Origin of the sequence: Bradyrhizobium sp. HKCCYLRH3061, from assembly GCF_051168015.1 — a bacterium.
Lineage (GTDB): Bacteria > Pseudomonadota > Alphaproteobacteria > Rhizobiales > Xanthobacteraceae > Bradyrhizobium.
The window spans coordinates 59284-78078 of record NZ_JBNPUE010000025.1; the positions used below are offsets into that span (position 1 = coordinate 59284).

Sequence of the window (18795 nt, forward strand, 5' to 3'; positions counted from 1 at the left end):
CCACCCATGCCTATCTCGATGATATAACGACGGAACTTTGATCAAGGCTTAGGCTTCTGCCCGCGCGTGCTCTCTGCTAGGCTGGCGTCGAAGCCCTTCAACCGCAGCCAAACATGAAATCTGGTTTCGGGAATGCCCGGGACCTCGGAGGATGAATGACGACCGCCGCTACGACCAATGCGCAGGAGATGACCGGTGTGCCCGACATGAAGGTGTCGGTGCGGCAGGTGTTCGGGATCGACAGCGACCTTGAGGTGCCGGCTTTTTCAGCGACCGACCCGCACGTTCCCGAGGTCGATGCCGATTACCGCTTCGACCGCGCCACCACGCTGGCGATCCTGGCCGGCTTCGCCAAGAACCGCCGCGTGATGGTGACCGGCTACCATGGAACGGGCAAGTCGACCCATATCGAGCAGGTCGCGGCGCGGCTCAACTGGCCGTGCGTGCGGGTCAATCTCGACAGCCACATCAGCCGTATCGACCTCGTCGGCAAGGACGCGATCGTGGTCAAGGACGGCAAGCAGGTGACCGAGTTCCGTGACGGCATCCTGCCCTGGGCACTGCAGCACAACGTCGCGCTGGTGTTCGACGAATACGACGCCGGCCGTCCGGACGTGATGTTCGTGATCCAGCGCGTGTTGGAGGTGTCGGGCCGCCTGACGCTGCTCGACCAGAACAAGGTGATCAAGCCGCACCCGGCATTCCGCCTGTTCGCGACCGCCAATACGATCGGCCTTGGCGACACCTCGGGCCTCTATCACGGCACCCAGCAGATCAACCAGGGCCAGATGGACCGCTGGTCGATCGTCACCACGCTCAACTACCTCGCCCATGACGAGGAGGTCGAGATCGTGCTGGCCAAGGCCAAGCACTATCAGAACGCGCAGGGACGCGACATCGTGAACAAGATGGTGCGGCTCGCCGACCTCACGCGCAACGCCTTCGCCAATGGCGATCTGTCGACGGTGATGAGCCCGCGCACGGTGATCACCTGGGCCGAGAACGCCGAGATCTTCGGTGACATCGGCTTCGCCTTCCGTGTGACGTTCCTCAACAAGTGCGACGAGCTCGAGCGTCCGCTGGTCGCCGAATTCTATCAGCGCTGCTTCAATGCGGAGCTGCCGGAATCCTCCATCAACGTGGCGCTGAGCTGACACAACGGCGTGGTCCCGGCCTCGGGCCGGGACCCATACGCCGCGGCCTCTCTCGTGGGGTGATGCGGGAGAGCGAGTGCGAACAAACGAACGCCGGTGGTTATCGGGCCTGGCGTTCGCCGGGACGATAGCCGCAGGAACCAGATGACCACACCGAGCAACAAGCCCCGTCCTGGCGTCAAGGAAGCACCGACCGAACCTTTCAAGAGGTCGGTCACGGGGTGCCTGCGCGCGATCGCCAGGGCGCCTGAGCTCGAAGTCTCCTTCGCGGCCGAGCGTCCCGGCCTTGCGCCGGGCAAGGCCCGGCTGCCGGAGCCGGCGCGCAAGATGACCAAGCGCGACGCCGCCGTCGTGCGCGGCCATGCCGACTCGATCGCGCTGAAGCTCGCCTGCCACGATCCGAAAATCCATCGCAAGCTGATCCCGGGCAATCCGCAGGCGCGTGGCGTGTTCGAGGCGGTCGAGCAGGCGCGTGTCGAGGCGATCGGTGCAAAACGCATGGCCGGCGTCGCCAAGAATCTCACGGCGATGCTCGATGATCACTTCCATCGCGGCAAATATGACGAGATCACCGACCGTGCCGACGCACCGCTGTCGGATGCGTTGGCCATGATGGTGCGTGAGCGCCTCACTGGCATGGCGCCGCCGAACGCGGCGCGCAAGGTGGTCGATCTCTGGCGTCCGTTCCTGGAGGACAGGATCGGCCAGCGTCTCGATGAGCTCGGCCGCTTCACCGAGGATCAGGCGAAGTTCGGCGACCTCGTGCACGATCTCTTGTCGGCGCTGGATCTCGGCGACGAGCGCAACGCCGATTCCGAAGAGGACGAGGACAACGACGACAGCCGCGACGGCGACAACGACCAGTCCGGCGCCGAGGGCTCGCCCGAATCCGACGCCGCGCAGGAGATGAGCGCAGACCAGGCGCAGACGACGTCGGACGAGATGTCGGAGAGCGCGATGGAGGCCGCCCAGGCTTCGGCGTCCGACACGCTCGATGACGGCGAGCTCGGCGACGACGAGACGCCGGGCGAGGCGACGCGTCCGAACCGCGGCGGCGCCAACGAGCCGCGCGGGCCGGAATATCACGCCTTCGCGCCGAAGTTCGACGAGGTCATTGCCGCGGAAGACCTGTGCGACCATGACGAGCTGGAGCGGCTGCGCTCCTATCTCGACAAGCAGCTCGCACATCTGCAGGGCATCGTGGCGCGGCTCGCCAACCGGCTGCAGCGCCGGCTGATGGCGCAGCAGAACCGCGCCTGGGAGTTCGATCTCGAGGAAGGCATCCTCGATCCGGCGCGGCTGTCGCGCGTGGTCATCGACCCCTATCAACCGCTGTCGTTCATGCGTGAGAAGGAAGCGACCTTCCGTGACACCGTGGTGACCCTGCTGCTCGACAATTCCGGCTCGATGCGTGGCCGGCCGATCACGGTGGCCGCGACCTGCGCCGACATTCTCGCCCGCACGCTGGAGCGCTGCGGCGTCAAGGTCGAGATCCTCGGCTTCACGACGCGCGCCTGGAAGGGCGGGCAGTCGCGCGAGGCGTGGCTTGCCGCCGGCAAGCCGGCCAATCCCGGCCGCCTCAACGATCTCCGCCACATCATCTACAAATCGGCTGATGCGCCGTGGCGGCGGGCGCGCAAGAATCTCGGTCTGATGATGCGCGAAGGGTTGTTGAAAGAGAACATCGACGGCGAGGCGCTCGACTGGGCGCACAAGCGCCTGCTCGGGCGTGCCGAGCAGCGCAAGATCCTGATGATGATCTCGGACGGCGCGCCGGTCGATGACTCCACGCTGTCGGTCAATCCCGGCAACTATCTCGAGCGGCATCTGCGCCACATCATTGAGGAGATCGAGACCCGCTCGCCGGTCGAGCTGATCGCGATCGGCATCGGCCACGACGTCACGCGCTACTACCGTCGCGCGGTGACCATCGTCGATGCCGAGGAGCTCGGTGGCGCCATCACCGAGAAGCTCGCCGAATTGTTCACGGAGACCCACGCGGCACCGCAGCCTGCGCCGGGACCAAAGCGCAGGCTGCATTCGTAAGCGGCCGTCGGCCGGCTGCGTCTCCTCCGTCTTGGAGGAGGTGGGGGAGGGGGCTCCGCTGACGATGTCGCTGCAGGCGATTGCCGACCGCAGGCGCTTTCTCGCGCTGACCATCGGCGGAGTGTCGGCATTCGCATGGTCCAGGACGGCTCGCGCGCAGCTTGCGCCGGCGCCGGTCCGCGGACGCGTCACCATCGACGAGCACTCCGTCACATCGGCGGTCAAGATCGAGGTCAACGCGCGACCGCTGCCCTCGTTCGACCTCCGTGATCGGACGCATCTGCGCTTCGGGATGCTGCAATATCGCAGCGGCGTGGCGCTGACCTCGTCTTTTCCCGGCTTCGGTGGCCTGTCCGGCATCCGGCTCGATGCCAAGGGTGAACGCTTCCTCGCGGTCAGCGACAAGGGCGGCTGGTTCACCGGCCGCATTGCCTATTCCGGTCGCGAGATCGCGGGGCTCGCCGACGTCGAAGCGGCGCCGCTGCTTGGTCCGGACGGACGGCCCATCACCGATCGCGGTTGGTATGATTCCGAGTCGCTCGCGCGCGATGGAGACATCGTCTATGTCGGCCTCGAACGCGTCAACCAGCTCCTGCGCTACGACTTCGCCAAGGGTGGAACCGGCGCGCGCGGCGAGATCGTGCCGCTGCCGCCGGCCGCCAGACGGCTGCCCCACAACAAGGGACTGGAGGCGTTGGTGGTCGTGCCGAAGGGCCTGCCGCTCGCCGGCACCCTGATCGCGCTGTCCGAGCGCGGTCTGGACGCGAACGGCAATCTGCTGGCCTTCCTGATCGGCGGACCGGCCGCGGGACAGTTTAGCATCGTCCGTAGCAACGAGTTCGACGTCAGTGATGCCGTGCTGCTGCCGTCCGGTGATCTTCTGGTGCTCGAACGCAAGTTCTCGCTGTTCAACGGGGTCGGCATTCGAATCCGCCGGCTGACGCTAGCGCAGATCGCGCCGGGCGCGCTGGTCGATGGTCCGGCGATCTTCTCCGCCGATCTCGGCCAGGAGATCGACAATCTCGAGGGCATCGATGCGCATGTCACGCCGGACGGCGAGACCGTGCTGACGCTGGTGTCCGACGACAACTTCTCGATGATCCAGCGCACGCTGCTGCTGCAGTTCACGCTGACGGAGTGAGCAGCGATACCGCTGCGGCGGCTCGCGTTGACCGCGGCTCGCCCATGATCGACACTCGCGGCCATCGGATCATCGCGTCAACCGTCACAACCTGGAACTCAGCATGAGCGCCCTGTTCACTCCGATCAAGCTGCGCAGTCTCGAACTCGCCAACCGCATCATGGTGTCGCCGATGTGCCAGTACTCGGCCGAGAATGGCGCGGCCAATGACTGGCACTTCACCCACATCAACACGCTGGCGCTGTCGGGCGCGGCGATGTTCTGTATCGAGGCGACGCATGTCGAGCCGATCGGGCGCATCACGCCCGGCTGTCTCGGGCTGTGGGACGATGTGACGGAAGCTGCGTTGAAGCCGATCCTGGCCTCGGTTCGCAAACATTCGAAGACCGCGGTTGCGATGCAGCTCGCCCATGCCGGCCGCAAGGGCTCCAGCCACAAGCCGTGGGATGGCGGACAGCAGATTCCGCTCGCGGACGGCGGATGGCAGACGGTCGCGCCATCGGCCTTGCCGCACAAGGAGGGCGAGCTCGCGCCGGAGGCGCTCGATCTCGCGGGCCTGGCCCGCATTCGCGATGCGTTCGTTTCTGCAGCGCAACGGGCGTCGCGCCTCGGCATCGACGCGATCGAGCACCACGGCGCGCATGGCTATCTGTTGCATCAGTTTCTGTCGCCGATCGCCAACCAGCGCACCGACAGCTATGGCGGGTCTCTGGAGAACCGCATGCGCTTTCCGCTCGAAGTTTACGATGCGGTGCGCGCCGTCTTGCCTGCGGACAAGCCGGTCGGCATGCGTGTCTCGGCCACCGACTGGGTCGACGGCGGCTGGGATCTCGAGCAGACCATCATATTTGCGCAAGAGCTGAAGCGCCGCGGCGCCGACTGGATCGACGTCTCCTCGGGCGGCGTGTCGCCGTTGCAGAAGATCGCCCTCGGACCCGGCTACCAGGTGCCGTTTGCCGCGGCCGTGAAACAGGCGACGGGGCTTCCGACCATGGCGGTCGGTCTCATCACGCAGGCGCAGCAGGCCGAGGAGATCGTGGCCTCGGGCAAGGCCGACATGGTCGCGCTGGCCCGCGGCATGCTCTATGACCCGCGCTGGGGCTGGCACGCGGCAGCGGAGCTCGGCGGACAGGTCGCCGCACCTCCGCAATATTGGCGCTCGCAGCCGTCGACGCAGAAGGAGTTGTTCGGCAAGACGACGTTCGGCGCACGCTGACGTGCAATTGATGACCGCAATGTTGCGCACCAGCGTTGCAAAATTCTGCGGTCATCATTCCGCCCGCGACACGGCTGACGATTGTCGCTGTCGGACGAAGTGCTAGACTTCGCAGACCACGTGCGGCGATGCCGACTCGTCTGGTCGTGTTTCGTCTCGCGTGACGATGAGCGCATCACAAAGATGCGCCGCAATACAAACGCGAGAGGAAAGCGCCATGGAAATCGGATACTTCACGATGCCCTCGCATCCGCCGGAGTGCGGATTGAAGGAGGGGCAGGAATGGGACCTGCAGGTCCTGCGGTGGCTCGACGAACTCGGCTATCAGGAAGCCTGGATCGGCGAGCATCACACCGCGCCCTGGGAGCCGCACCCGGCACCCGATCTCATTCTGGCGCAGGCCTTCCGTGAAACGAAGAACATCCGGCTTGGGCCGGGCGGCTTCCTTCTGCCCTATCATCACCCGGCCGAGCTCGCCAACCGCGTTGCGATGCTGGATCATCTGTCCGACGGCCGGCTCAATTTCGGCATTGCCGCATCCGGTCTGCCGAGCGACTGGGCGATGTTCAACGTCGACGGCATGAGCGGCCAGAACCGCGAGATGACGCGCGAGGCGCTGGAGATCATCCTGCGTCTGTGGACCGAGCCGGCACCGTTCACGCACAAGGGCAAATACTGGACGGTGACCAAGCCCGACGTGATGTTCGACTTCCTCAAGCCGCACATCAAGCCGGTGCAGGCGCCGCATCCGCCGATCGGCGTCGCCGGCCTGTCGAAGAACTCCGACACGCTCAAGCTCGCCGGCGAGCGCGGCTTCATCCCGATGAGCCTCAACCTCAACCCGGCCTATGTGTCGTCGCACTGGGACTCGGTCGAGGCTGGCGCGGCCAAGTCCGGGCGAAAGCCCAGCCGCAATGACTGGCGGCTGGTGCGCGAGGTGTTCGTCGCCGAGACCGACGAGGAAGCCTGGCGCTTGTCCTCCGGCGACATGATGGGGCGGATGATGGGCGAATATTTCCTGCCACTGCTCGGCCATTTCGGCTTCAAGGACTATCTGAAGCACTCACCCGAGGTGCCGGATTCCGACGTGACGGTGGACTATTGCGCCAAGCGCAACTGGATCGTCGGCTCGCCGGCCACGGTGACCGAGAAGATCGAGAAGATCTGGCACGAGGTCGGCGGCTTCGGGACGCTGTGCGTGTTCGGCTTCGACTACAAGCACAAGCCGGAAGCCTGGCACAACTCGCTGCGCCTGTTGAAGCAGGAGGTGATGCCGAGATTGAGCCACCTCAATGCCGGCCTGACCAAGGCCGCCTAGTAACGTCCTAGTATCTTGGCGCCAGCATTCCCCCTCCCTTTCGGGGGCAATGCTGGCGTCAAAAGAAATGTGGCTAAAATTTTCGCGCGAGTGCAGCTTCAGATTTGACGTTTGGGTGACGGTCTTGCCGTTAGGACGGATCCAGGCGTCGAATCCGCTGCATGCGCGTGGCGGGTCTGACATCTGGGGGCAGGTCATGCGGTTTCGCGTCAGGAAGTTTGCCCATATCCTCGAACGCTCGGGTCTGGCTCTGGCAGGCGCCGCCTGCGGCGTCTTCGTCGGGGCCCATGTCGGCTCCAGCGTTCCGTTGCTGACCACGCAGGGCTTCCTGATCGTGATGATGCTGTCTGGGGCGCTGGGCTTCTATCTCGGCATCGACACGCCGCAACTGCCTTTTCATCCTCATGACGAGAACTCGCCGACGGAGACGAAGATCGACACGGCCGAATTTCTGAGCGCCGTCGGGACCTTCCTCGCAACCCTCACGGCGTTCTTCGCCGTTGCCATCATCATCCTGCGCGAAGATCCGCACATCGTCTGGACGTCGCTGATCATGGTCGGCTGGATCATCGGCGTGATCATGCAGATCGTTGCCGGCGCGATCGCGCGTCTGCGGCGCTGATTTTCCCTGTTCAATTTTTGGGCTGACGCTGTCGCGAGTTTCATCTTGCGGCGAACAGGTGGCGCATAGGCTCCTCGTTGAGTTCTGCTCTGCGGAACTAGCTGATACTGAGCAGCGACGGCACCGTCGGCGAGCCAACTTGCCGGCCGGTGATCCGGCAAATGATCAGGCTGCATTTCGGCGCGGGGTCGCGACAAAGCCGGCGTCCATGCGCCCAGAGCAAGCGCAGCATCAAAACGCCGCATGGCGATTCCGCGCGCGTTGGCGCGCTTGATGCATTGCAGGCGGCAAGGACATTTGGGAAGTTCATCATGTTGAAACGGGTGCTGCTGGGTGTGGTCATTGGCTGCGGACTGTCCGCGGCGCAAGCGGAGGAGCCGAAGGTCGGCGGCGTGGTCAATGCCGTCATTCAGCCCGAGCCGCCGGGCCTGATGCTGGCGATGGTCCAGAACGGCCCGACGCAGATGGTCGCCGGCAACATCTTTGAGGGCCTGCTGCGCTACAGCCCCAAGCTCGAGCCGCTGCCCGGCCTCGCCGAAAGTTGGACGATCAGCCCGGATGCCAAGGTCTACACCTTCAAGCTCAAGCCTGGCGTGACCTGGCACGACGGCAAGCCGTTCACGTCGGCCGACGTGCTGTTCTCGATCGAGATGCTGAAGCAGACGCATGCGCGCGCCCGCAACAACCTCGCAATCGTCGAGAAGGTCGAGGCGCCGGACGATCTCACGGTGGTGTTCACGCTGAAGGAGCCGTTCGGTCCCTTCATCGGTATTTTCGAGGTCGGCTCGATGCCGATGGTGCCGAAGCACCTGTATGAAGGCACCGACTACAAGACCAATCCGAACAACAACGCGCCGATCGGCACCGGCCCTTTCATGTTCAAGGAATGGCAGAAGGGCTCCTTCATCCGGATGGTGAAAAATCCGAACTACCATGAGAAGGGCAAGCCCTATCTCGACGAGGTCTACTGGCAGATCATTCCCGACGCCGCGGCGCGCGCGGTGGCCTTCGAGACCGGCAAGGTCGATGTGCTGCCGGGCGGCTCGATCGAGAATTTCGACGTGCCGCGCGTCTCCAAGCTGCCGGGCGCCTGCGTCACCGGTGCCGGCTGGGAGTTCTTCTCGCCGCTGGCCTGGATGTGGCTCAACAACCGGCATCCGATCCTGGCCAACAAGAAGGTGCGGCAGGCGATCATGTATGCCATCGACCGCGACTTCGCCAAGGACGTGATCTGGAACGGCCTCGGCAAGGTGGCGACCGGTCCGTCGGCCTCGACCATCAAGTTCTATTCCGATGACGTGCCGAAATATCCGTACGATCCGGCCAAGGCCAAGGCGCTCTTGAAGGAAGCCGGCTACAAGGGCGAGAAGATCCGCATGCTGCCGCTCGCCTATGGCGAGACCTGGCAGCGCTGGGGCGAGGCGGTGAAGCAGAACCTGCAGGATGTCGGCATGAACATCGAGACGATCGCGACCGACGTGCCCGGCGGCAACCAGAAGATCATGGAGTGGGACTACGACATCGCCTTCACCTATCTCTATCAGTACGGCGATCCCGCGCTCGGCGTGTCCCGCAACTACATCACCTCGGCGATCGCCAAGGGCCAGTTGTTCAACAATGTCGAAGGCTATTCCAATCCGGAAGTGGACAAGCTGTTCGCCGAGGGCGCGACGGCGCCGACCGACGCCAAGCGCAAGGAAGCCTATGACAAGGTGCAGAAGATCTTGGCTGAGGACGTGCCCGTGGCCTGGCTGCTCGAGCTCCAGTTCCCGACCATCACCAAGTGCAAGGTGAAGAACCTGATCACCACCGGCATCGGCGTCAACGACGGCTTCCGCGACGCTTGGCTCGACAAATAGCGGTGCACTCCGGGGCGCGGCCATGATCCCCGCGCTCCGGTGCTTCGCTGTCCTCCCGAGCTGACCTTCACGGACCTTTCATGCTCTCCTTCATCGCTCAGCGCGTCGTGAAAGGCATCATCGTCCTTCTCGCCATCATCGTGCTGAATTTCTTCCTGATCCGGCTGGCGCCGGGCGATCCGGCCGTGGTCATGGCCGGCGAGGCCGGCGCCTCCGACCAGATCTTCGTGGCGCAGTTGCGCGAGAAGTTCGGCCTCGACCGTCCGCTGCCGGAGCAGCTGCTGATCTACGTCAAGGGCATCGCCAGCCTCGATCTCGGCTTCTCGTTCCGCCAGCAGGCGCCGGTCGCCAGGCTGATCGCCGAGCGGCTGCCGGCGACGCTGCTGCTGACGCTGACGGCGTTCGCGATCTCGCTCGGTCTCGGCATCCTGTTCGGTGTGCTCGCCGCGCGCTTCGCCGGCACCATCCTCGACACCGCGATCACGGTGCTCGCGCTGATCTTCTACGCAACGCCGCTGTTCTGGATCGCGCTGATCGCGATCCTGTTGTTCTCGGTCTGGGTCGATTGGCTGCCGAGCTTCGGCTATGAGACGATCGGTGCCGGCTATACGGGAGTCCGCCACGCGCTCGACGTCGCCGCGCATCTCGCCATGCCGGCTGCGACGCTCGGGCTGTTCTTCATGGCGACCTACACCCGCATGACCCGCGCTTCCATGCTCGAGGTCAAGCGGCTCGATTTCGTCAAGACCGCGCGCGCCAAGGGGCTGCGCGACGGCGTCATCCTGCGCCGCCACGTGCTGCGCAACGCGCTGCTGCCGGTGGTGACCCTGGCTGGCGTCCATGCCGGCACGCTGGTCGGCGGCGCGGTCTTGACGGAGACGGTGTTCGCATGGCCGGGCATCGGCCGGCTGATGTACGACGCGCTGATCCAGCGCGACTACAATCTCCTGCTCGGCGTGTTCGTGGTGTCCTCGGCCATGGTGCTGATCTTCAACCTCGTCACCGACCTCGTCTACCGTCTGGTCGATCCGCGCATCGAGTACGCCTCATGAGGCAGTTCTGGCGCACCATGCTGCGCAGCCCGAGCGGCGTCATCGGGCTGATCATTCTCGTGCTCGCGATCGTGATCGCGGTCGCCGGACCGCTCTACTTCCCGAACTCGCCGTGGCGCATGGTACAGCGGCCGTTCGTTCCGCCGTTCACGCTGTCCAGGGTCCCGCTCGGTACCGACGCGCTCGGGCGCGACGTGCTGGCCGGCCTGATCTTCGGGGCTCGCGTCTCGCTGCTGGTCGGGCTGGTCTCGACGCTGGTGGCGCTGATCGTCGGCGTGCCGCTCGGCGCCATCGCCGGCTATTTCGGCGGCCGTGTCGACGACGCGCTGATGCGCTTCACCGAGTTCTTCCAGACCATCCCGAGCTTCGCGCTCGCGATCGTGCTGGTGGCGATCCTGCAGCCCTCGATCTATTCGATCGTCGCCGCGATCGGCCTCGTCAGCTGGCCACCGGTGGCGCGTCTCGTCCGCGGCGAGGTGCTGAGCCTGCGCACCCGCGAATATGTCCAGGCTGCGGTCGTCACCGGCCAGAGCAATGCCTGGATCATCTGGCGCGAGATCCTGCCCAACGCGCTGTCGCCTGTCATCGTGCTGGCCTCGCTGATGGTCGCGACCGCGATCCTGCTGGAATCCTCGCTGTCGTTCCTCGGGCTCGGCGATCCCAACCTGATCTCCTGGGGCTACATGGTCGGCGACGGCCGCACCGTCATTCGCCAGGCGTGGTGGATCACGGTGTTTCCCGGCGTCGCGATCCTGCTGTCGGTGCTCGGCCTCAATTTGATCGGCGAGGGCCTGAACGATGCCCTCAACCCGCGCCTGTCGCGCGAGGGCAGGTGAGGCCATGATCGACCATGAGTCCGCAGGGTGGGCAAAGGCGCACCGCGCCGTGCCCACCGATTTTTCTACCTCATCTGCCGATGGTGGGCACGCTTCGCTTTGCCCACCCTACGACGCTGTGGCGGTGAGCCATGGTTGACTCTGTCGTTGCCATCAGGAACCTGCGCATCGCCTTGCCCAAAGGCGCCGAGCGCACCCACGCGGTCGACGGCGTCTCGTTCGATCTCACCGCCGGCAGGATCGTCTGCGTGGTCGGCGAATCCGGCTCGGGCAAGTCGATGTGCGCGCACGCGCTGCTCGGGCTGCTGCCCGATACGGTGAACGTCGAGAGCGGCGAGATCCGCTTCGAAGGGCACGACCTGCTTGCCGTCGATGAGGACGGCTGGCGCGATCTGCGCGGTCGCCGCATCGCCATGGTGTTCCAGGAGCCGATGACCGCGCTCAATCCCTTGATGCGCATCGGTGACCAACTGATGGAGGTGTTCGAGGCGCATGATCTGCTGAGCCCCCGCGAGCGCCGCGCCAAGGCGCTGGCGCTGGTGCGCGAGGTCGGGCTGCCCGATCCCGAGCGGATCATCCGCGCCTATCCGCATCAGCTCTCCGGCGGCCAACGCCAGCGCGCGATGATCGCAATGGCGCTGGCGCTCGAACCGGCGGTGCTGGTCGCCGACGAGCCGACCACCGCGCTCGACGTGACGACCCAGGCGCAGATCCTCAAGCTGATCCGCAACCTGCAGGCCAGCCACAACATGGCGGTGATGTTCATCACCCATGATTTCGGCGTCGTCGCCGACATCGCTGACCAGGTCGTTGTGCTGCGCCATGGCAAGGTGGTGGAGGAGGGCTCGGCCGCCGCCGTGCTCGGCCAGCCGCAGCACGACTACACCAAGGCGCTGCTCGCGGCCGTGCCGTCGTTCGACCCGCCGCCGCGTCAATCACGCGAGGCTGCTCCCCGGGCGGTGGAGGTGATCGGCCTCGACAAGACCTATGTGACGCCGACCGGCTGGTTCCGCCCGAAGCGCGAGACGCGCGCTGCGCATGCGGTCAATTTCGCGATCCATCAGGGCGAGACGCTCGGCCTCGTCGGCGAGTCCGGCTCGGGAAAGTCGTCCGTCGCGCGTCTCGTGATGCGGCTGATCGAGGCGGATCGCGGCACGGTGCGGATCGGCGACGTCGATCTCACGGCGCTGGAGGGCGGCGCCTTGCGTGCGCAGCGTCATCGCATCCAAATGATCTTCCAGGATCCGTTCGCCTCGCTCAACCCGCGCCGCAAGGTCGGCCGCATCATCGCCGACGGCATGGTCGCGCGCGGCACGCCGCTCGATGCCGCGCTGAAGCGCGCCCAGGAGCTGCTCGGCATGGTCGGGCTCGACGCCGGCGCCATCGGCCGCTATCCGCACGAATTCTCCGGCGGCCAGCGTCAGCGCATCGGCATCGCGCGCGCGCTCGCGCTCGATCCGGAGATCATCGTCGCGGACGAAGCGGTGTCGGCGCTCGACGTGTCCGTCCAGGCGCAGGTGCTGCGGCTGCTGGAAGATTTGAAGGCGCGCCTTGGTCTGTCGATGCTGTTCATCACGCATGACCTGCGGGTGGCCGCGCAGATCTGCGATCGGATCGCCGTCATGCAGAAGGGCGAGATCGTCGAGCTGAAGCCGACCGCCGCGCTGTTCGCCAATCCCGAACACGCCTATACTCGCGAGCTGCTCGCTGCCGTTCCCGGCCGCAAGCACGGAATGGCGTGATTGTGCGTAAACCGACCGCCGGTCGGAACCATGGCGCATCGCATCGTGCCGGGCCGGGTTCAATTACTTGCAACATCTTCGGCGTATTTGGATTATAATAGCATTGGACCCCGATGAGGCCGCAGGGTGGTCGCCCTAGCTGGTCCGCGCCAAGACAGCGGGCTCGTGCTCCCTCTACCCGAGGCTGTCATTGAACCGTGCCCATGAAGCGTCAGTCTCGACAGGATGTCGCAGCGGCGTTCACCATCCCAACGAGGACTCTCATCATGTCGGAGCGCAAGCCAACGGCCGCCGTGCGCGAGGCTCAAAAAGCCTTCAAGCCGGCCGAGCCGACGAAAAGCGATTATGAAAAGGCGCAGACCGCGTTCGATCAGAATCGCGAGCGACTGAAGGCCGAGCGCTTGGCGCGTGAAGCGGCTGACAGCGCCGGCAAGCAGCCGAAGAAGCTGGCGTGAACCGCCAGCCTCGTCCCGTCGATTTCGGCGGGCATGCCGTCGCTCGCTCAGCTGCGCGGAGGCGTAGCGGTGAGCTGGCCCTGCGGCCGTTCACGATCGGTGCGCGTCGAGGTCGTTGAGGGGAGCGCGCCCGGCCGCGCCGCAGGCACCTTCTTGACCGGCGCCGGCAGCAAGCCTTCGCGGATGGCCTGCTTGCGCGCGACTTTGCGTTGGCGCCTGATCGCATCGGATTTCTCGCGCGTCTTGCGCTCCGATGGCTTCTCGTAGGATCTACGGCGCTTCATCTCGCGGAATACGCCTTCGCGCTGCATCTTCCGCTTCAGGATGCGCAACGCCTTCTCGACGTCGTTGTCACGAACAAGAACCTGCAAAAGTGTCCTCCTTGTCTTCATCTCTATCGATGAAATTCGGTTGGCGAAGCCGATCGGCGCTGCGGCGGGGAGAGCGGCGCGCTCAGCTGAGCGGCACCAATGAAACGTGTTGCTCACAATGTGATGAGGCACGATGCGTGCGAGACACGGTGATCCCCTTCGTCGGAAGGCGGGAGCACGAGTGTCTCTCAGCCATCGATGGCCAGGCCGTTACCGATGGTGCTGTGAAGATAAGGGCAATCTGCTGATATTGCCAGCGCGAGCCGACTCAACGGTTCCGGCCCTCGGCAAACTATATTCGCCGCGCGGCCTTGTAATCCCCCAGAAAATCTCTACCTTGAGGTAGTTCGATTAGCCGCTGTGCCTTTCTGAATGTGCCTGTGGGCTATTTCCAAAAGTCATCGCTCAGTTGAATGAGATCGCGTGATGGTCGCGCGATGAATGATTTGGAGATAGACATGCAGGGTACCGTCAAGTGGTTCAATGGCCAGAAGGGCTTTGGTTTCATTCAGCCGCAGGATGGCGGGAACGACGTGTTCGTTCACATCAGCGCGGTTGAACGCGCTGGTCTCGCCGGTCTGGCTGAGGGCCAGAAAGTCAGTTTTGAGGTCAAGACGGACAAGATGCGCGGTAAAACCAGCGCAGAAAATCTCGCGCTGGTCTGACCGTACTGATCAGACGTCTCTGACGTCTTAGGCCATTTCACGGATGTACTGAAATGGCTGGTTTGCCCGCTCGATCCTGTATTGAGCGGGCTTTCTGCGTCTCGACGGTAACCCGCATCTCCGGAAGGATCAGTCGATGGCTACCAAGAAGATGTCAGAGCGCTCCCCCGAAAGCATCGCGCGGTCGGAGCGCCAGCGCGTCGCCGCCGAGGACGGGGCGAAGGCGCGCGCCGAATGGGATCAGCGCGCGATGGCGGTCCGCAAGAACATGGAGCGGCTGCGCGTGTTGCGGCTCGCCAAGGAAGCGGAAGCTGCGCAAGCGGGGTCTGATGCGGCGCCTGCGCCGAAGCGGCGCAAGAAGGTCGTTCGCTAGGGCTGCTTCATCTCGCCTTCCGGCGTCGGGTGCCCGGTGGAATTATCGGAACTTCGTTGCCGGTGCTCGAACAGACGGGCGATCCATGCCTGATTACTACGCCCCAACCGTGTCCCGCGTACAGACCCGACCTTCGTACCGAGGAGGCTGACGTGGCCAAGCCGACCGCTACAGACGTTCGCATTGCCAAGGATGAGACGCAGCGTGGAGCCCAGACGATCGCATTCGCGCTCGCAATCGGCGCCACACGGCAGGTCTGTCATCTCGAGACCTGCTTCTGCACGCGCAACCAGGCGTTCGCCTATCTGCAACGGAACCGCACGGCGTTCGAGCAGATGGCGCGCGAGCAGTTTGCCCGTGGCGAGGTGACCGACGGCGTCATCCATCTGCGCATGATCTGAGGCGATCCGCCACACGCGGGCCTCAGAAGGCCCTGCCCGACGCGCAACGCGCTGTTGCTGCTACTCCGCCTTCTGTTTGACCGGAAGCGGAATGCGCTCATAGGACGCGGGCAGGTTGACGGGGCGATAGTCCTTCGATTCCGCGATCCGCATCAGCACGCTCTCATGAACGAAGGCGCCGTCGGGGATGAAGCGCGGTTCGCCATTCGGAATGTAGAAGCCGAAATGCGCCTTGCGTTCCGGCCATTCCTTGTACGTCGCGCTCTTCGGCAGCCATTCGAGCACCCGCCAGGCCGCTGTCATCGAATCGTGCAGCGGTCCCTGGACGCTCGGCGCCACATAGGAGAACGGACTGTTCTTGCGCTGCACGCCCCAGGCGAGCTGATTCACCGTGCGCGGATTGACCGTCAGCCCGGCCTCGACCGCCTCGTCGATCATCCACAGCAGCGGATATTTCGAAGCCGCCGACCGGACCTCGGGATAGCCGCCGCCGACGTCGGAATGCACGCCGGCGAACCACACCTGTTTGGCGTCCTGCGGTCGCGCCTGCGCCTTGTTGAAGCGGTTTGGCGTGAAGGTCTGCGGCATGCCCCACGGCTTCAGCCGGAACATGCAGCGGCGCTCGTCGATCGCCGCAGCCTGGCGGAAGATCTTCACGCTCGGGTTCTCGATCGTGAAGGCGAGCTCCTCGAGGCTCGGCAGTGCGAACAGCCGGTCGGTGCGCGGCACGATCACGCTCGCCACCGTGTCCCACACGCCGACGAAATGGATTGTCGGCCAGCGCGCCGAGGTGATCCGCGCGAACTGCGCGGCGTGGTCGTCGCGGCTCTCCGGGATCGGCCCGTCCTCCTCGGTGCTCTCGAGCTCCTTGGTGATGCCGCGCCCGGCCTTCGGATTGTCCGAGGAGTACTTCTTGTAGGCGATCACGCCCGGGCCGACGAGATTGATCTGACCCGGCGAGATCAGCCCGATCTTGTGGATCAGCCCGGCCAGCACGCGCACGGTGTAGGCGCCCCGCGAGAAGCCGAACAGAAAGATGCGGTCGCCGTCCTCGTAATGCGTGGCCAGGAAGGAGTAGGCGTTGATGACGTTGTCGTCGAGGCCGTAGCCGGTCGCGAGCCCCAGCACCATGTTGAAATTGGCCTTGAAGCGGTGCCAGGTGTCGGGCTGGGTCAGCGTGCCGACGCCGGGATCGTAGAATACGGCCTGATGCGGTGTCGTCTTGTCGGTCTTGCGCAGGCAGCGATAGAGCTTGAGGACGTTCGAGATGTTCTCGCTGATCTCGTTGCCGGTGCCGTCGCAGCAGATGACAATATTCTTCATGGCAAAGGAATGTCCGCAATAATGCTACCGCAACGAGTGTAGAGCATCCGGCTGGTGTTGGGGAGGTCGGTTCCCTATGGCACTTCGTCTGGGTCGCTGTTGCGCGCGGCGCGGCCGACATGGCGGAGTGACTGCTGGACGCCGTTGTACGAACGGATGGTCACCCGACTTGTCCTGCCGCCCCGCGCCGGCTGCCTTGTCCAGAGTTGTCAGTTGGTCACGGCATCCGCAAGCAAAACGGCCGGATCTCTCGACCCGGCCGTTTCGACATCTCGTTCAGCTCGAAGCCCCGCTCGTGACGCGTCCGGCTTCTGCATCAATCTTGAATTTCGGTTGGCTCTCTCAGCTCGCCTTCGCGACCGGGGCAGCGTCCGCCGCCTTCTTCTCGATGGCGCGCTTCAGCTCCAGCGCGCGCGGCGACAGGGTCGCGGCGTTGGCCTTGAGCAGATAGGCGTCGAGGCCGCCATTGTGGTCGACGCTCTTGAGCGCGTTGGTCGAAACGCGCAGGCGCACGTTGCGGCCGAGTGCATCCGAGATGAAGGTCACGTTGCACAGGTTCGGCAGGAAGCGCCGCTTGGTCTTGATGTTGGAGTGGCTGACCTTGTGGCCAACCTGGGGACCCTTGGCCGTCAGTTCACAGCGCCGCGACATGGCAATAAATCCTCTCTCATCCCCGCACCCTTCGTCCGCCTATGTCGGCGGGCCGCGGGGGTCCAAAACTCGTCCAGCTCGTCTCTGGGAGATGCGGTCCTATAGGGGGGATGCGGCTTTTCGTCAAGGTTTTGAAGGCCGCAGCAAATACAGGGAGCCGGGCCGGCGAACCCGGAGGACGCGACCCATGCCTCCTCCTGGTCGGGCCGAAATCGCCGACCAGCAGAAAAGCAGGCGTGTAATCAATAGTATAGCCGGCAGTTTAGACCATATAAAGGGCGCATTCGGACGTGATGGATGGATATCCCGCGAACGGTCCGGAATGGCGGCATGCTGGCGCGGTCGGAGGTTCGCGGCTCGGTTCCGGCAGCGCTGCGGACGACGGTTCTGAGTGCTGTTCAGGCGCAAAGCGCTGGACAAACCGCCATTGTCGGACGGTTCGCGTTGTTTGAAGGCGTTTTTGGCTTAAGTAGCAAGGACGGCGCGTCGGATCGGTCCGGCGCTCAGGCAGGCGGATCGGCAGGATCATTCGTCACGTGACCATCATCTCGGTTCCCTCATTTCTCTCGGGCCGCCTGGCCGCGGCCGGGGCAGCGCTCTGCCTGTTGTTGCTGGCGCAAGGCGCCCAGGCGCAGGCTCGGTTGGACGCTCAATACGAGGCTTCCCTGGCCGGCATCCCCGTCGGCAAGGGCACCTGGGCGGTCGAGATCGGGGATGATCAGTATGGTGCTGCGGCTCAGGGCGGCACCGCCGGCCTGCTCAAGAGCTTCTCGCAAGGATCAGGCACGGGCTCGGTGCAGGGACGCGTCGTCAACGGCGCCCTGGTCGGCCAGAGCTACCAGGCCTCGACCTCCACGGGAAAGAAATCGGAGCAGATCCGCATCAATCTGCAGAACGGCACCGTGAAGGACTTCGCCATCGAGCCGGCGCCTCCAGTCGATCCCGACCGCATTCCGGTGACGGATGCCCACAAGCGCGGCGTGCTCGATCCGATGACGGCCTCTCTGGTGCGGGTGCCGGGCAATGGCGAACTGCTGTCGCCGGACTCCTGCCGCGGCGCTGCGCCCGTGTTCGACGGCCGCATGCGCTACGAGCTCAAGCTCGACTACAAGCGCATGGAGAACGTCAAGGCTGACAAGGGCTATCGCGGTCCGGCGCTGGTCTGCGCGATCTACTTCACGCCGGTCGCGGGCTACATCCCGGACCGGCCGGTCATCAAATATCTGGCTCAGGCCCGCAACATGGAGATCTTCTTCGTGCCGATCGCCGGCACCCGCGTGCTGGTGCCGTTCAAGATGGTGATCCCGACCCCGCTGGGGACCGCGATGCTGGAGGCGACGTCGTTCATCACCCAGGCGGCGCCGCACGTCGCCAAGACCCAGTAGCGCCTCGTATCGCTGCTCCTCCACATCCGAATCTCGTCGCTGTGGCACGGCCCCGTCAGCGGCTGAGCCGCAACAGCGGCCGTGGCGTGAAGGTCTGGCGGCATGCCGTCCGCTCTCGCTTGAATGCGATGGAGATTCCGCGTTGACCTCCGATTTGCCGGTCCCCGTATGGATGCTGTCTGCTG

18 protein-coding genes are annotated in these 18795 nt (G+C 64.8%); 15 read left to right on the top strand and 3 right to left on the bottom strand.

Going from position 1 to position 18795, the window contains the following annotated elements; all coding sequences use genetic code 11:
* The first annotated feature begins 155 nt into the window (after positions 1 to 155).
* The 11 genes from cobS to ACQR2C_RS30045 all read left to right on the top strand — a co-directional run bounded on the left by cobS (position 156) and on the right by ACQR2C_RS30045 (position 13441).
* On the top strand, positions 156 to 1154 hold the full coding sequence (gene cobS / locus ACQR2C_RS29995; RefSeq protein ID WP_315800587.1) for a cobaltochelatase subunit CobS: 999 nt from the start codon (positions 156 to 158) through the stop codon (positions 1152 to 1154).
* Positions 1155 to 1298: 144 nt separating this feature from the next.
* Entirely contained in the window at positions 1299 to 3200 is a 1902-nt protein-coding gene (gene cobT, locus ACQR2C_RS30000) for a cobaltochelatase subunit CobT (RefSeq protein WP_315800586.1), read from the top strand.
* Between the two features lie 64 nt (positions 3201 to 3264).
* Positions 3265 to 4341, top strand: coding sequence for an esterase-like activity of phytase family protein (locus ACQR2C_RS30005; RefSeq protein ID WP_434882735.1), 1077 nt, complete (start codon positions 3265 to 3267; stop codon positions 4339 to 4341).
* Positions 4342 to 4444: 103 nt separating this feature from the next.
* Positions 4445 to 5557, top strand: coding sequence for an NADH:flavin oxidoreductase/NADH oxidase (locus ACQR2C_RS30010; RefSeq protein WP_434882736.1), 1113 nt, complete (start codon positions 4445 to 4447; stop codon positions 5555 to 5557).
* Between the two features lie 217 nt (positions 5558 to 5774).
* Positions 5775 to 6875: an LLM class flavin-dependent oxidoreductase gene (locus tag ACQR2C_RS30015; RefSeq protein WP_316182913.1), complete on the top strand. Its 1101-nt coding sequence runs from the start codon at positions 5775 to 5777 to the stop codon at positions 6873 to 6875.
* Between the two features lie 196 nt (positions 6876 to 7071).
* Positions 7072 to 7497, top strand: coding sequence for a hypothetical protein (locus ACQR2C_RS30020; RefSeq protein WP_315800582.1), 426 nt, complete (start codon positions 7072 to 7074; stop codon positions 7495 to 7497).
* 311 nt (positions 7498 to 7808) lie between these two features.
* A complete protein-coding gene (locus tag ACQR2C_RS30025; protein ID WP_315800581.1) occupies positions 7809 to 9356 on the top strand; it encodes an ABC transporter substrate-binding protein in 1548 nt (515 codons plus the stop codon).
* An 80-nt stretch (positions 9357 to 9436) separates the two neighbouring features.
* Positions 9437 to 10408, top strand: a complete 972-nt coding sequence (locus ACQR2C_RS30030; protein ID WP_315800580.1) for an ABC transporter permease — start codon at positions 9437 to 9439, stop codon at positions 10406 to 10408.
* Positions 10405 to 11244, top strand: a complete 840-nt coding sequence (locus ACQR2C_RS30035) for an ABC transporter permease (protein ID WP_434882737.1) — start codon at positions 10405 to 10407, stop codon at positions 11242 to 11244. Before ACQR2C_RS30030 ends, ACQR2C_RS30035 begins: the two co-directional genes overlap by 4 nt.
* Before the next feature lie 131 nt (positions 11245 to 11375).
* The gene (locus ACQR2C_RS30040; protein WP_434882738.1) at positions 11376 to 12986 is read left to right on the top strand and encodes an ABC transporter ATP-binding protein; all 1611 of its coding nucleotides are present in this window, start codon (positions 11376 to 11378) and stop codon (positions 12984 to 12986) included.
* A 266-nt stretch (positions 12987 to 13252) separates the two neighbouring features.
* Positions 13253 to 13441 carry a hypothetical protein gene (locus ACQR2C_RS30045; RefSeq protein ID WP_434882739.1) on the top strand — a complete coding sequence of 63 codons (189 nt, stop codon included), beginning with the start codon at positions 13253 to 13255 and terminating at the stop codon, positions 13439 to 13441.
* A gap of 47 nt (positions 13442 to 13488) precedes the next feature.
* On the opposite strand, the gene rpsU is transcribed toward ACQR2C_RS30045, so the two are convergent.
* On the bottom strand, positions 13489 to 13812 hold the full coding sequence (gene rpsU, locus ACQR2C_RS30050) for a 30S ribosomal protein S21 (RefSeq protein ID WP_315800918.1): 324 nt from the start codon (positions 13810 to 13812) through the stop codon (positions 13489 to 13491).
* Positions 13813 to 14270: 458 nt separating this feature from the next.
* Here rpsU and ACQR2C_RS30055 point away from each other — a divergent pair, with 458 nt between their 5' ends.
* The 3 genes from ACQR2C_RS30055 (at position 14271) to ACQR2C_RS30065 (ending at position 15251) form a co-directional block, all read left to right on the top strand.
* A complete protein-coding gene (locus ACQR2C_RS30055; protein ID WP_315715242.1) occupies positions 14271 to 14477 on the top strand; it encodes a cold-shock protein in 207 nt (68 codons plus the stop codon).
* Positions 14478 to 14613: 136 nt separating this feature from the next.
* Positions 14614 to 14850: a transcriptional regulator gene (locus ACQR2C_RS30060; protein ID WP_315800576.1), complete on the top strand. Its 237-nt coding sequence runs from the start codon at positions 14614 to 14616 to the stop codon at positions 14848 to 14850.
* A gap of 152 nt (positions 14851 to 15002) precedes the next feature.
* Positions 15003 to 15251, top strand: a complete 249-nt coding sequence (locus ACQR2C_RS30065; protein ID WP_315800575.1) for a hypothetical protein — start codon at positions 15003 to 15005, stop codon at positions 15249 to 15251.
* 60 nt (positions 15252 to 15311) lie between these two features.
* Here the strand turns inward: ACQR2C_RS30065 and ACQR2C_RS30070 are convergent, their stop codons facing one another.
* On the bottom strand, positions 15312 to 16574 hold the full coding sequence (locus ACQR2C_RS30070) for a T6SS phospholipase effector Tle1-like catalytic domain-containing protein (RefSeq protein WP_315800574.1): 1263 nt from the start codon (positions 16572 to 16574) through the stop codon (positions 15312 to 15314).
* A 342-nt stretch (positions 16575 to 16916) separates the two neighbouring features.
* The gene (rpmB, locus tag ACQR2C_RS30075; protein ID WP_172114511.1) at positions 16917 to 17225 is read right to left on the bottom strand and encodes a 50S ribosomal protein L28; all 309 of its coding nucleotides are present in this window, start codon (positions 17223 to 17225) and stop codon (positions 16917 to 16919) included.
* Positions 17226 to 17833: 608 nt separating this feature from the next.
* Between rpmB and ACQR2C_RS30080 the strand changes: the two genes are divergently transcribed.
* Positions 17834 to 18610, top strand: coding sequence for a DUF3108 domain-containing protein (locus ACQR2C_RS30080; protein WP_315800917.1), 777 nt, complete (start codon positions 17834 to 17836; stop codon positions 18608 to 18610).
* Positions 18611 to 18795 lie beyond the last annotated feature (185 nt).

What these genes read in the sequence shown, in the direction of transcription:
- cobS (WP_315800587.1), top strand. Translation starts at nt 156, where the DNA reads ATGACGACCGCCGCTACGACCAATGCGCAGGAGATGACCGGTGTGCCC.
- cobT (WP_315800586.1), top strand. Translation starts at nt 1,299, where the DNA reads ATGACCACACCGAGCAACAAGCCCCGTCCTGGCGTCAAGGAAGCACCG.
- ACQR2C_RS30005 (WP_434882735.1), top strand. Translation starts at nt 3,265, where the DNA reads ATGTCGCTGCAGGCGATTGCCGACCGCAGGCGCTTTCTCGCGCTGACC.
- ACQR2C_RS30010 (WP_434882736.1), top strand. Translation starts at nt 4,445, where the DNA reads ATGAGCGCCCTGTTCACTCCGATCAAGCTGCGCAGTCTCGAACTCGCC.
- ACQR2C_RS30015 (WP_316182913.1), top strand. Translation starts at nt 5,775, where the DNA reads ATGGAAATCGGATACTTCACGATGCCCTCGCATCCGCCGGAGTGCGGA.
- ACQR2C_RS30020 (WP_315800582.1), top strand. Translation starts at nt 7,072, where the DNA reads ATGCGGTTTCGCGTCAGGAAGTTTGCCCATATCCTCGAACGCTCGGGT.
- ACQR2C_RS30025 (WP_315800581.1), top strand. Translation starts at nt 7,809, where the DNA reads ATGTTGAAACGGGTGCTGCTGGGTGTGGTCATTGGCTGCGGACTGTCC.
- ACQR2C_RS30030 (WP_315800580.1), top strand. Translation starts at nt 9,437, where the DNA reads ATGCTCTCCTTCATCGCTCAGCGCGTCGTGAAAGGCATCATCGTCCTT.
- ACQR2C_RS30035 (WP_434882737.1), top strand. Translation starts at nt 10,405, where the DNA reads ATGAGGCAGTTCTGGCGCACCATGCTGCGCAGCCCGAGCGGCGTCATC.
- ACQR2C_RS30040 (WP_434882738.1), top strand. Translation starts at nt 11,376, where the DNA reads ATGGTTGACTCTGTCGTTGCCATCAGGAACCTGCGCATCGCCTTGCCC.
- ACQR2C_RS30045 (WP_434882739.1), top strand. Translation starts at nt 13,253, where the DNA reads ATGTCGGAGCGCAAGCCAACGGCCGCCGTGCGCGAGGCTCAAAAAGCC.
- ACQR2C_RS30055 (WP_315715242.1), top strand. Translation starts at nt 14,271, where the DNA reads ATGCAGGGTACCGTCAAGTGGTTCAATGGCCAGAAGGGCTTTGGTTTC.
- ACQR2C_RS30060 (WP_315800576.1), top strand. Translation starts at nt 14,614, where the DNA reads ATGGCTACCAAGAAGATGTCAGAGCGCTCCCCCGAAAGCATCGCGCGG.
- ACQR2C_RS30070 (WP_315800574.1), bottom strand. Translation starts at nt 16,574, where the DNA reads ATGAAGAATATTGTCATCTGCTGCGACGGCACCGGCAACGAGATCAGC.
- rpmB (WP_172114511.1), bottom strand. Translation starts at nt 17,225, where the DNA reads ATGTCGCGGCGCTGTGAACTGACGGCCAAGGGTCCCCAGGTTGGCCAC.